Origin of the sequence: Nonomuraea sp. NPDC050536 (assembly GCF_044457685.1) — a bacterium.
GTDB lineage: Bacteria > Actinomycetota > Actinomycetes > Streptosporangiales > Streptosporangiaceae > Nonomuraea.
On record NZ_JBITHD010000007.1, the window covers coordinates 396,868 to 409,129 of the forward strand.

At 70.3% G+C, this 12,262-nt stretch carries 9 protein-coding genes; 5 read left to right on the top strand and 4 right to left on the bottom strand.

Annotated features, from left to right (window positions below):
- Window positions 1-15: 15 nt before the first annotated feature.
- Together ACIBHX_RS22710 and ACIBHX_RS22715 are read left to right on the top strand one after the other, a co-directional pair.
- A complete protein-coding gene (locus tag ACIBHX_RS22710; RefSeq protein ID WP_397069167.1) occupies window positions 16-3,069 on the top strand; it encodes an ATP-binding protein in 3,054 nt (1,017 codons plus the stop codon).
- Between the two features lie 46 nt (window positions 3,070-3,115).
- Window positions 3,116-4,327, top strand: a complete 1,212-nt coding sequence (locus ACIBHX_RS22715; protein ID WP_397069169.1) for an FAD-dependent monooxygenase — start codon at window positions 3,116-3,118, stop codon at window positions 4,325-4,327.
- On the opposite strand, the gene metG is transcribed toward ACIBHX_RS22715, so the two are convergent.
- Window positions 4,263-6,053: a methionine--tRNA ligase gene (gene metG / locus ACIBHX_RS22720; RefSeq protein ID WP_397069170.1), complete on the bottom strand. Its 1,791-nt coding sequence runs from the start codon at window positions 6,051-6,053 to the stop codon at window positions 4,263-4,265. The genes ACIBHX_RS22715 and metG overlap by 65 nt on opposite strands.
- An 89-nt stretch (window positions 6,054-6,142) precedes the next feature.
- On the opposite strand from metG, the gene ACIBHX_RS22725 reads away from it, so the two are divergent.
- Window positions 6,143-6,355, top strand: coding sequence for a hypothetical protein (locus tag ACIBHX_RS22725; protein WP_397069172.1), 213 nt, complete (start codon window positions 6,143-6,145; stop codon window positions 6,353-6,355).
- Window positions 6,352-6,789, top strand: a complete 438-nt coding sequence (locus ACIBHX_RS22730) for a PIN domain-containing protein (RefSeq protein WP_397069174.1) — start codon at window positions 6,352-6,354, stop codon at window positions 6,787-6,789. Before ACIBHX_RS22725 ends, ACIBHX_RS22730 begins: the two co-directional genes overlap by 4 nt.
- A gap of 184 nt (window positions 6,790-6,973) precedes the next feature.
- Here ACIBHX_RS22730 and ACIBHX_RS22735 read toward each other — a convergent pair whose 3' ends face one another.
- Window positions 6,974-8,197, bottom strand: a complete 1,224-nt coding sequence (locus ACIBHX_RS22735; RefSeq protein ID WP_397069175.1) for a glycosyltransferase family 2 protein — start codon at window positions 8,195-8,197, stop codon at window positions 6,974-6,976.
- Between the two features lie 195 nt (window positions 8,198-8,392).
- Between ACIBHX_RS22735 and ACIBHX_RS22740 the strand changes: the two genes are divergently transcribed.
- Window positions 8,393-9,868 (top strand): hypothetical protein, encoded by a 1,476-nt coding sequence (locus ACIBHX_RS22740; RefSeq protein WP_397069176.1) that lies wholly within the window; start codon window positions 8,393-8,395, stop codon window positions 9,866-9,868.
- On the opposite strand, the gene ACIBHX_RS22745 is transcribed toward ACIBHX_RS22740, so the two are convergent.
- Window positions 9,759-11,387 carry a dolichyl-phosphate-mannose--protein mannosyltransferase gene (locus tag ACIBHX_RS22745; RefSeq protein WP_397069177.1) on the bottom strand — a complete coding sequence of 543 codons (1,629 nt, stop codon included), beginning with the start codon at window positions 11,385-11,387 and terminating at the stop codon, window positions 9,759-9,761. The genes ACIBHX_RS22740 and ACIBHX_RS22745 overlap by 110 nt on opposite strands.
- Before the next feature lie 10 nt (window positions 11,388-11,397).
- Complete coding sequence (rsmI, locus tag ACIBHX_RS22750; RefSeq protein WP_397069179.1) at window positions 11,398-12,246, bottom strand: 16S rRNA (cytidine(1402)-2'-O)-methyltransferase; 849 nt, start codon at window positions 12,244-12,246, stop codon at window positions 11,398-11,400.
- Between the last annotated feature and the right edge of the window lie 16 nt (window positions 12,247-12,262).

Sequence of the window (12,262 nt, forward strand, 5' to 3'; positions counted from 1 at the left end):
TCTAAAGTAACGTCCATGCGCTATGGCATTCTCGGCAGTACCCGCGCCTGGCGCATCGACGGCACCGAGGTGCCGCTCGGCGGCCGTGCCCGGCGCGCCCTGCTGGCACTGCTCTTGCTACGGCCCGGCGAGAGCGTCTCCCCCGACCGGCTGATCGACGTCCTGTACGGCGAGCGGCCGCAGAAGAACCCGCACCACGCCCTCCAGTCCCAGGTGTCGCGGCTACGGGCCGACGGCATCGAGATCGAGCTGGGTCCGACCGGCTACCGGCTGGCCGTCGATCCCGACGACGTGGACGCCCACCGCTTCCTGCGGCTGGCCGAGCAGGGGCGACGGGCGCTCGACACCGATCCCGACCGGGCCGCCGCGCTGCTGGACGAGGCGCTGGGGCTGTGGCGGGGTCCGGCGCTGGCCGAGGTGGACGAGACGCACGCCGTACATCTGGAGGAGCGGCGGGTCGCGGCGCAGGAGGACCGGGCCGAGGCGGACCTGCGGCGGGGCGCCCACCGGGCGGCGATCTCCGCGCTGGGCGAGCTGATCGAGCGGTATCCGCTGCGCGAGCGGCTGCGCGGGCAGCTCATGCGGGCGCTGGCGGGCGACGGCCGGCCCGCGGAGGCGCTGATCGTCTACGAGCAGACCAGGACCCTGCTGGCCGACGAGCTCGGCGCCGACCCCTCGCCCGAGCTGGCGGCCCTGCACCAGACGTTGCTGCGGGGCGAGGCCGTGCCCAGGGGGCACGTCCCCGCCGTGCCGCTGACCAGCTTCGTCGGGCGGGCGGACGACGTGGACGGGGTCGAGGAGCTGCTCGGGCGGGCCCGGCTGGTGACGCTGCTCGGCCCGGGCGGCGTGGGCAAGACCCGGCTGGCCATGGAGGTGGCCAGGAGGCGTCCTTCGGCCTGGGTGGCGGAGCTGGCCGGGGCACGAGAAGGCGACGACCTGGCGCAGGCCGTGCTCGCGGCGCTGGGCGTGCGCGCGGGCGCCGGGATCGGCGGGCAGGACGAGACCGCACCGCTCGACCGGCTGGTCGCGGCGCTGTCGGAGGGTCCCGTGCTGCTGGTGCTGGACAACTGCGAACAGGCCGTCGAGGGCATCGCCCGGCTCGCGCAGCGGCTGCTGGATGCCTGCCGCGACCTGCGCGTGCTGGCCACCAGCCGCGAACCGCTGGCCGTCACGGCCGAGCACCTGTGGCCGGTCAAGCCGCTGCCCTCCGCGGAGGCCGTGCGGCTGTTCACCGACCGCGCGTCGGCCGTCCGGCCGGGGTTCGCGGCCGACGAGGCGGTGGAGCGGATCTGCGCCGCGCTGGACGGGCTGCCGCTGGCGATCGAGCTGGCCGCCGCGCGCACGCGCACCCACGAGACGGCCGAGCTGGCGGCTCGGCTGGCCGACGAGGACCGCTTCCGGCTGCTGTCGCGCGGCAGCCGCACCGCCGACGCCCGCCACCAGACGCTGCGCGCGGTGGTGCGCTGGAGCTGGGACCTGCTCACCGACGCCGAGCGCACCATGGCCGCCCGCCTGACCGTCTTCTCGGGCGGCGCCACGGCCGGGGCCGCCGCGGAGGTGTGCGGGCTGCCGGACGCCGAGGATCTGCTCGACTCGCTCGCGGACAAGTCGCTGGTCGAGGTCGCTTCCGGCCGCTACCGCATGCTCGAGACGATCCGCGCCTTCTGCGCGGAGCAGGAAGATCTGCGCAAGGTACGGCAGGCGCACGCCGCCCACTTCCTCGCCCTGGCCGAGCGGGCCGACCCCCACCTGCGCCGGGCGACCCAGCTGGAGTGGCTGGCCAGGCTGCCGGCCGAGCACGACAACCTCCAGGCGGCGCTGCGCTGGGCGGCCGAGTCCGGCCAGGTGAGCCTGGGGATGCGCCTGGTCGCCGCCCAGGTCGGATACCTGTGGATGCGCGGCATGCGCGTCGCGGCCACGGCTTCCGCTGTCGCGCTGCTGGAGCAGGCGGGGCCCGATCCCGATCCGGCGCTCGGCGACGACTACCTGCTGTGCGCCCTGATCGCCGCCTCTGACAGGGCCGGGCGTGCGGCCTGGCTGGCCTGCCGTCCGGCGGCGGAACGCCTGGTCCTGGCGGGAGCGTCCGGGCGCAGGCATCCGCTGGTGACGTTCCTGTGGCCGATGATCACCGCGGGTTCGGGTGACCCCGCTGCCACGCTCGCGCTGCTGGACAGGGGCTCGGCGAGCGAGGATCCGTGGGAGCGGGCCGCCGCCCGGCTGGTGTGGGGCTATCCGCGGCTGGCCGCGGGCGACCTGGACGCCGCCGGGCAGGAGTTCGAGGCGGCGCTGGAGATGTTCCGCGCGCTCGGCGACCGTTGGGGCGCGGGCTTGGCGCTCGACTCGCTGGCGTGGCTGGCGAGCACCCGCGGCGACCTGGCCAGCGCGCTGGCCCGCACCGAGGAGGCCATCGCGCTGGCCGAGCAGCTGGGGGCCGAAGAGGACCTGGCCGACCTGCTGTGCAACCGCGGCGACTACGGCACCGACCTCGCGCGCAGGCGGGCCGACTACGAGCGCGCGGCCGAGCTGGCGCGCAGGACCGGCACCCGCACCTACCTGGCCACCGCGCTGCGCGGGCTGGGCGACGTGGCCCGCCAGGAGGGAGACCTGGCCGGCGCACGCAAGCTGTACGAGCAGGCGCTGGAGCGGTCGGACCCGCAGTGGGTCAAGAACGCCGGCAACCAGGCCAGGCTCCTGGTCGGCCTGGGCCGCATCGCCGAGGCGGAAGGCGACCGCGGCACGGCCCGCTCACGCTACGTGGAGGCGCTGGAGGCCGCGACCACCTCGGGTGGCCTGTCCGAGGGCGCCCGGGCCGTCGAGGCGCTGGCCGGGCTGGCGCTGCCCGACGCGCCTGAGGAGGCGGCGGTCCTGCTCGGGGCCGCCACGGTGATCCGCGGGGTGGCCGTGCCCGGGATCTGCGACGTGGCGGCCGGGGCGCGGCAGGCTCTGGGAGACGACGGGTTCGAGGCGGCCCGCCGTACCGGGGAGGGCATGTCGCATGTGGAGGCGCTCAGGGCGGCCGGCGTGCGGGAGGACGTCATTGAGGGCTCACCGGTCGGACGCCTGCAGTGAGCCGGCGGTGAGTGCGCGGTGAGCGGCCCCGGCCAAGCTCTGAGGCATGGACATCCTGATCTCCGGCGCCAGCGTCGCCGGCCCCGCCCTGGCCTACTGGCTGCGCCGCTACGGCTTCAACGCCACCATCGTCGAGCGCGCGCCGCAGCTGCGTGACGGCGGGCACGCCGTCGACTTCCGCGGCGACGTGCACCTGTCGGTTCTGCGGAAGATGGACGGCGTCCTGCCCGCCATGGAGCGCGCGCAGACCGGCATGGGGGCCACCTGGACCGTCAACGCCGCGGGCAAGAAGATCGCCCGCATGCCCGCCGACCTGTTCGCGGGCGACATCGAGATCCAGCGGGGCGACCTGAGCCGGATCCTCGTCGACGCCTCCGACACCGAGTACATCTTCGGCGACTCGATCACCAGCATGACCGAGGACGCCGACGGGGTGACCGTGACGTTCGAACGCACCCCGCCACGCCGGTTCGACCTGGTGATCGGGGCCGACGGGCTGCACTCCACGGTCCGCGCGCTCACCTTCGGCCCCGAGGCGCGCTTCGCCAAGCACCTGGGGCTCTACGTCGCCATCTTCACCATGGAGAACTACCTGGGTCTCGACCACCTCGGGCTCTCCCACACCAGCCCCGGCAGGCTCGCCGCCTACTACAGCGCCAGGAACAACACCGAGGCGCGGGCCATGTTCTTCTTCGGCTCCGAGCCGCTGACCTACGACCGGCGCGACGTCGAGCATCAGAAGCGGCTGCTGAGGGAGGCCATGTCGGGGGTGGGCTGGGAGGTGCCCAGGATGCTGCGCGAGATGGAGCGCGCGCCGGAGTTCTACTTCGACTCGGTCAGCCAGGTCCACGTGGACCGCTGGTCGCACGGCCGGGTCACGTTGCTCGGCGACGCGGCCTGGTGTGCCTCGCCTCTGTCGGGCGTGGGGTCCGGGCTGGCCCTCGTCGGCGCGTACGTGCTGGCGGGCGAGCTGGCCGCGGCGCGCGGCGACCACCGCGTCGCCTTCCCCCGCTACGAGCAGCTGATGCGGCCCTACGCCACGCGCGCCCAGAAGTCGGGCGAGGGAATCGCCGGGATGATGGTGCCCCAGGGCAGGTTCATGACCTGGATGATGCGGCAGAGCCAGCGGCTCATGCCCTACACGCCGGGCATGAGCCTGATCGCCAAGTCGGCCAGGAAGATGGCCGAGGCCATCACTCTGCCGGAGTACCCAGTCGGGACAGCTCCTCGTCCACGACCTTCGGGTCGAGCTTCTTGAACAGCGGCACCGGCGGCGCCAGCGGGGTGCCCGGCTTGATCGGCCGGTGCTCCCAGCGCGCCGCGCCGTCGTACTCGCCGGTGATCACCGGGTACGGCGTGCCGCCGTCCTCGTCGACCTCGCGGATCTCCGGCATGCCCGACCAGACGCCCTCGCCGCCGAGCATGGCGTGCACCTTGTTGGAGGAGCTCGGCAGGAACGGCGTCAGCATCGTCTTGGCGTCATCGACCACCTGCAGCGCGACGTGCAGGATCGACTTCTGCCGCTCGGCGTCGTCCTTGAGCTTCCACGGCTCCTGCTCGGCCAGGTACTTGTTGGCGTCGCGGACCACGTCGAGCGCCTCGGTGATCGCGTTCTTGAAGCGCGAGCGGCCCAGCTCCTGGCCCACCGGGGCGAAGGCGTTGCGCGAGCGCTCGAGCAGCCGGCGGTCGGCGTCGGTCAGGTCGCCCGCCTCGGGGATCTGGCCGAAGTTCTTGGCCGCCATCGAGATCGACCGGTTGACCAGGTTGCCCCAGGCCGCGACCAGCTCGCCGTTGTTGCGGTTGACGAACTCCTGCCAGGTGAAGTCGGTGTCCTGGTTTTCCGGGCCGGCGACCGCGATGTAGTAGCGCAGCGCGTCGGCGTCGTAGCGCTCGAGGAAGTCGCGCACGTAGATCACGACCTGGCGGGAGGAGGAGAACTTCCTGCCCTCCATCGTCAGGAACTCGCTGGAGACCACCTCCGAGGGCACGTTCAGCCCGCCGAACGAGCCCGGCTTGCCGTCCTTGGCGCCCTGGCCGTTGTAGCCGAACAGCATCGCCGGCCAGATCTCGGCGTGGAAGACGATGTTGTCCTTGCCCATGAAGTAGTAGCTCGTGGCGTCGGGGTTCTGCCACCACTGCCGCCAGGCGTCCGGGTCGCCGCTGCGCCTGGCCCACTCGATCGAGGCGCTCAGGTAGCCGATCACGGCGTCGAACCAGACGTAGAGCCGCTTGTTCGGCTGGTCGCTCCAGCCGTCGAGCGGGATCGGCACGCCCCAGTCCAGGTCGCGGCTGATGGCGCGCGGCTGCAGGTCGCCGAGCAGGTTCAGGGCGAACTTCAGCACGTTCGGCCGCCAGTCGCCCTGCTTGGACTGCAGGTAGGAGCCCAGCACCTCGGCGAAGGCGGGCAGGTCCAGCATGAAGTGCTCGGTCTCGACGAAGATCGGCGTCTCGCCGTTGATGCGGCTCTTGGGGTTGATCAGCTGGATCGGGTCCAGCTGGTTGCCGCAGTTGTCGCACTGGTCGCCGCGCGCACCGTCGTAGCCGCAGATGGGGCACGTGCCCTCGATGTAGCGGTCGGGCAGCGTCCGCGCGGTCGACGGGGAGATCGCGCCCATCGTCACCTTCGGCACGATGTAGCCGTTGGCGTACAGGCCCTTGAAGATCTCCTGCGTGACGGCGTAGTGGTTCTTGGTCGTGGTCCTGGTGAACAGGTCGTATGACAGGCCGAGCGCGGTCAGGTCCTCGGCGATCACCCGGTTGTACCGGTCGGCCAGCTCGCGGGCGGTCACGCCCTCCTTGTCGGCCTGGACCTGGATCGGTGTGCCGTGCTCGTCGGTGCCCGACACCATCAGCACCTTGTTGCCCGCCATCCGCTGGTAGCGGCTGAAGACATCGGACGGCACGCCGAATCCGGAGACGTGCCCGATATGACGGGGGCCGTTGGCGTAGGGCCACGCGACGGCGGTGAGGATGTGCTGGGACATAGCCCCAAGCCTACGGGCTTCTTCCCGCTCGTACGGCAAGCCCTCGCGAACCCATGGCAGCGGGAGTCAAGGTCGGTATACTCGATGGTATGACTGCCACCACCATCAAGGTCTCGAAGTCCACTCGTGACCGGCTGCACAGGCTCGCCACGGCTGACGGACTGACACTCGCCCAGGAGATCGAGAAGCTCATCGATCTGCACGCCCCACGCCCCAAGCCCACCATTGGCGGCTACCGGAGCGGGAATCCGATGAGCGCAGAGGAGATCGACGCAGCGCTGGCTGAGGGATTCGGCGAGTGACGGCGATCGTCGTAGACACCAGCGCGATCCTTGCCATCCACGACGAGGACTACCCTGAGCACGGCAAGATCGCCGCGTTGCTGAACGACACCACCGATTCGCTGTTCGTCTCGCCTATGGTCGTCGCGGAAGCGGACTACATGCTCAGCAAAAGACACGGAGCACTGGCCGCACGGCGCTTCGCGCTCGACGTGATCACAGGAGCCTATGAGCTGGCCGAGTGGACGACCGAAGATCATGCCACGGCACTGCGCATCTCTGACGGCTTCGATGATGGCAAGGATTATGTCGGCATCGCGGATGCCTCGAACGTCGTTCTTGCCGATCGATACAGGACGACCAAGATTCTGACGCTTGATCAGCGGCATTTCCGGTGCCTGCGGCCCCTGTGGGGAGCCGACCACTTCACCCTTCTCCCCTACGACACGGATTAGAGGTGGCCAGGCCCCTAGTCGCGGCGGTCGGTGCGGGCCTCGACCCTGCGGACGATCGAGGTGCGCAGGGTCAAGGTCTTGCGCGTCCCAAGCCGGTTGTGAGCCGCGCGAGCAGGGTTTGCGCGCTGCCAGGCGCGCCCATCAAGGGGGCGCCTGAGCGGAGCGAAGGCCTATGTGCTGGGGGTCAGTGCTTGGTGGATTCTTCGCGGGTGACGGCCTCGGCGGCTTCCTCGGCGGCCTTGGCGGCGACGTCGACGTAGGTCTCCCTGGTGCGCCGGATGCCGAGGATGCTGATGAAGAGCGAGGCGAAGATCGTCTGGAAGCTCATGATGAGCGCCGTCGCCGCCGGCACGACCATGCGCAGCGACTCCCGGGGGTCGAGCGCACCGAAGCTGCGGACCTGCCAGTGGACCAGCGACATCACCAGGCCGACGAGACCGGCCAGCGCCAGCAGGCCGCCGACCACGAGGCCCTTCTCCAGGGTGACGATGTCGATGAGTTTCCTGATCCGTGGCGACTCGGGGAGAAACCCTTCCTCGGCCGCGTAGATCTTGGTGAAGACCGCGAAGAGGACCGCCTGGAAGCCGATCACCACCGCGGCCGACGCCCCGACCAGGGTGTCGACGTCGAAGGCCAGCTCCCCGATCTCGACGGGGCCGAACGTCAGGGCGGTGCCGGCGATCACGCCGAGCGCCATCAGCAGCAGGCCCGGATAGAAGAACAGCCACTTCGGGCTGTACAGGAGCAGGAAGCGCAGGTGGCGCCAGCCGTCGCGCCAGGAGCGCAGGTGCGGCGGGCGGGAGCGGCCGTCGGGCGACAGCGTGGTCGGCACCTCGCGCACGTCCAGGCCGGACAGCGTCGAGCGGACCACCATCTCGCTGGCGAACTCCATGCCGCCCGTCTGTAGCTGCAGGCGCAGGATCGAGTCACGGCGGAACCCGCGCAGCCCGCAGTGGAAGTCGCCGATCGCGCTCGGGAAGAACAGCCGCCCGATGAACGACAGGACAGGGTTGCCCAGGTAGCGGTGGAGCGGGGGCATGGCGCCCGGCGCGATGCCACCCTTGAAGCGGTTGCCCATCACCAGGTCGGCGCCGTCACGCAGCTGCTCGACAAAGAGGGCCAGGGCGGTGAAGTCGTAGGAGTCGTCGGCGTCGCCCATGATGACGTACTTGCCGCGGGCGGCGCGGATGCCGCCCATGAGGGCGTTGCCGTATCCCTTCTCGTCAACGTGGACGACCCGGGCGCCGGCATCACGGGCGAGCTGCTGAGAGCCGTCCGTGCTGCCGTTGTCGGCGATCAGGACCTCGCCCTCGATGCCGTTCTCCTCCATGCACGCGACTGCCTTGCGCACACAGACTTCCACGGTCTCGGCCTCGTTGAGGCAGGGCATGACCACCGTCAGTTCCACGTCTCAACCCTTCAGTCACGACTGTTCCAGTGAACCATCATGCACTCTGCCCGGGCATGCCCGCGTCAAGACCACAAAACGACTGGCATTCTTTAGAGCATGGTGAGCGTCGCGGAGGCGGCCCCTGTGGGTCGCTCCGCCCCTGGCCCTGTGGCTCGTGTGTGGATGTTCCTGTGCAGGCACCGGGTGTTCGCCGTGGCATTCGCCGTGGGCGGGGTGCTGCGGCTGATCACCATGCTCGGGTACGGCCCGGCCATGTGGTTCAACGACTCCTACGAGTACGTATCGGTTGCGTTGCATCCACGTCCCAGCGCGATCAGGCCCGATGGTTACGGGTTCTGGCTGATGATGCTCAAACCCTTCCACAGCTTCGCACTGGTGATATTTACCCAGCATCTGATGGGTCTGGCCACCGCCGCCTTGATCTACGCGCTGTTGCGGTGCAGGTTCGCGCTGCCCAGGTGGGGAGCGACGCTGGCGGCCGCGCCGGTGCTGTTCGACGCCTACCAGATCCAGCTCGAGCAGCTGGTGATGTCGGACGTGATGTTCACGCTGATCGTCGTGGCCGTGATCACGCTGGTGCTGTGGAAGCGGCAGATGTCGTGGCGGGTCGGCGCCGTGGTCGGGCTGCTGCTGGCGCTGACCGCGCTCACCCGGTCCATCGGCCTGCCGATCCTGGGGCTGGTGGTGGCGTACCTGGTCATCAAGCGGGTGGGCTGGAAGCCGATCGTGGCCGTGGTGATCGCGTGCGCGATCCCGGTCGGGTCCTACATGGCGTGGTTCTCCACAAACTTCGGCAAATACGCCATGACCAACAGCGACGGCACCATCCTTTACATGCGGACCGCGATTTTTGCCGACTGCCAGAAGATGGGGGTCGGCGGCTTCAAGCACACCGACCTGATCCCGCTGTGCATCACCGACCCGCCCGACCTGCGCAAGCCCTACGCGCAGTGGTACCTGTGGGGCACGGGCAACGGCAACGGCGAGGGCATCGGCGAGGTCCTGCACCGCTACGGCGGCAACAAGAAGTTCACCTACATCACCAACGAGATGGCCAGCGAGTTCGCCAAGCTCGCGATCATCTCGCAGCCGGGTGACTACCTGCGCGTGGTGGGGATGGACTTCCTGCGCACCTTCCACTGGGGCAGGCCGGTCTTCCCTGATCCCGACACCTACGAGATGTACGAGTTCAAGCCGTACTACGAGCTCGGCGCGAACGGCCAGCCCAAGCGGCTGCCCAGCTGGTCCTCCCCCGGCGGCCGGGTCGACACCGACGCCTTCGCCTACGAGCAGGGCCCGCCCGAGACGAAGATCGTCGCCCCGTGGGCCGACATCATGTCCGCCTACCAGCAGGTCTTCTACCTGCGCGGCATCCTGCTCGGCGGCATCCTGCTGATCGGCCTGTACGGCGTGGCGGTCCGCTGGCGGAAGGTCGGCGGTCCGGTGGCGTTGCCGTGGTTCGCCGCGTTCGGGCTGCTGCTGGCTCCGGCCGCGACGGCCGAGTTCGACTACCGGTACGTGCTGCCGGCCGTACCGCTGGCCTGTGTGGCGGCGGCGATCACGTTGCGGAAGGTGTCACGGAGACGGAAGGGGTCGGCGGCTTCGGCGTCGGCGCCGGAGTCACCCACGATCGCGCCAGCATCCGGCTCCACCAGTCTGCGAACGTGATCGTCTCGGCCGACAGCACCGGGGAGAGCCACCAGAAGTTGATCAGCACGATGAGCGCGAACGCGCCGACCGCGGCGGCCCCCATGGCCCGCCGTACCGGTGGGGCGTCGGCGCCGCCCAGCAGCAGGCCGGCGACGAGCACGCACGCCAGCACCATGAACGGCACGAGCGGGATCATGTAGAACAGGTACATGGTGCGGTGGTCGGCGATCGCCCAGTAGAACCAGGGGATCCAGCCGACCGCGTAGGTCAGCAGCACGGCGCCGGCCCGCCAGTCGCGGGTGGCGACGTACCAGACGATGAGCGCGAGCAGCGCGAGGATCGAGGCGTACCAGAGCGCGGGGGTGCCGACGCCGAGGATCGCCTGGGCGCAGCGTTCGGCGCCGCAAGGCACGCCCTTGGGCTCGACGTAGTAGAAGGTCACGGGCCTGAACTGCACCGGCCACGTCCACGGCTGTGACATGTAGGGGTGGTAGGCGTCCAGCCCGCTGTGGTAGCCGAGCACGTCCAGCTGGTACTCCAGCCATGACCGCATCGAGTCGATCACGAAGAACAGAGGCCCGGCGGAGGTGGCCTGCGCCCAGTTGCGCCCGTATCCGGCGTTGGTGACGAACCACCCGGTCCACGACAGCAGGAACGTGGCGGCAGGCACCAGCGCGAACGAGGCGAACCCGGAGGGCAGGTCCAGCGCGAACGCCCCCCGGTACGGCTTCCGCAGCCCGATCGCCCGCCTGGCGCCCATGTCCCAGCACAGGGACAGCAGCGCGAAGGCCACCAGGAAGAAGATCCCCGACCACTTGACCGCGCACGCGGCCCCCAGGCAGACCCCGGCGGCGATCCGCCACGGCCGGTAGCCGAGCCGGGGTCCCATGGGCGTGATCGGCGAGCTCTCGTACCAGGCGACCAGCCGTTCCCGCACCCGGTCGCGGTCGACGATCAGGCATCCGAACCCGGCCAGGACCCAGAACATCAGGAAGATGTCGAGCAGCCCGGTCCGCGACAGCACGTAGTGCAGCCCGTCGAGCGACAGCAGCAGCCCGCCCAGGCAGCCGAGCAGCGTGGAGCGGGTCATCCGGCGCGCGATCCTGGCCAGCATCAGGATCGACAGGGTGCCCACCAGCGCCGCCGCGAAGCGCCAGCCGAACGGGTTCATCCCGAAGATCCACTCGCCGAGGCCGATCATCCACTTGCCCAGCGGCGGATGGGCCACGTAGGAGGCGCAGTCGTCGACGTTGGGGCACTGCTTGAAGATGTCCAGGCTGCCGGCGATCAGGTGCTTGTCGGCGATGGGGTTCTTGGCGTCGCCGAGCATGGTCCGCTCGACCCCGTACTTGAGCAGGGAGTAGGCGTCCTTGATGTAGAACGTCTCGTCGAAGACGACCGCCTTCGGCTCGGACAGGCGGTAGAAGCGCAGGAACCCCCCGAACAGCGCGACCGCGATGGGGCCGAGCCAGCCCCACAGAGGGCTGCCCTGCATCGGCGGCACGAGCCTGTGTGCTGAAACCCCCCAGTTCTTCACGATGCGCACCCTATGGGGTTGGAGATCCCCTGTGAACCGCGTCGTACAGCTCGCGCTTGGGGATGCCGGCGGCCTTGGCCACGTCGACGATCGCGGTCTTGCGCGGCTTGCCCGCCTCGACCTGGCGGGCCACCTCGGCGACGAGGTCGTCGATGTCGGTTTCGGTCTCGCCGGGGACGTGCCCGGCCACGACCAGCGTGATCTCGCCCCTGACGTCGCCGGCCGCCCACGCGGCCAGCTCGGCGAGGCCGCCCCGCCGTACCTCCTCGTAGGTCTTGGTGAGCTCGCGGCAGACCGCGGCGGGCCGCTCGGGGCCGAACGCGTCGGACATGGCCTTGAGCGAGTCCTCCAGCCGGTGCGGCGACTCGAAGAACACCATCGTGCGCTCCTCGGTGGCCAGCGCGGCCAGGCGGCGGGCCCGCTCGCCCGCCTTGCGCGGCGGGAAGCCCTCGAAGCAGAACCGGTCGCTGGCCAGCCCGGACACGGCCAGCGCGGTGGTGACCGCGCTCGGGCCCGGCAGCGCGGTGACCGTGATGCCCTCCTCGACGGCGAGCCTGGTCAGGCGGTAGCCGGGGTCGGAGACGCCGGGCATGCCTGCATCGGTGATCACCAGAACCGTGCGACCCTCCTTGAGTGTCTCGACCAGCTCCTTGGCGCGGGCGACCTCGTTGGCGTCGTAGTAGGACACCACCCGGCCCGTCAGCTCCACGCCCAGCTCCGCGGCCAGCCTGCGCAGGCGCCGGGTGTCCTCGGCGGCCACCACGTCGGCGCTCGCCAGCGCCTCCCGCAGCCGCGGCGAGACGTCGCCCGCCTGTCCTATCGGGGCTCCTGCCAGCACCAACCTGCCTCGTTCCGTCACCCAGCCATTGTTGCAG

Excerpts from the sequence above, each read along its gene's own strand:
- ACIBHX_RS22715 (WP_397069169.1), top strand. The coding sequence starts at position 3,116 with ATGGACATCCTGATCTCCGGCGCCAGCGTCGCCGGCCCCGCCCTGGCC.
- metG (WP_397069170.1), bottom strand. The coding sequence starts at position 6,053 with ATGTCCCAGCACATCCTCACCGCCGTCGCGTGGCCCTACGCCAACGGC.
- ACIBHX_RS22725 (WP_397069172.1), top strand. The coding sequence starts at position 6,143 with ATGACTGCCACCACCATCAAGGTCTCGAAGTCCACTCGTGACCGGCTG.
- ACIBHX_RS22710 (WP_397069167.1), top strand. The coding sequence starts at position 16 with ATGCGCTATGGCATTCTCGGCAGTACCCGCGCCTGGCGCATCGACGGC.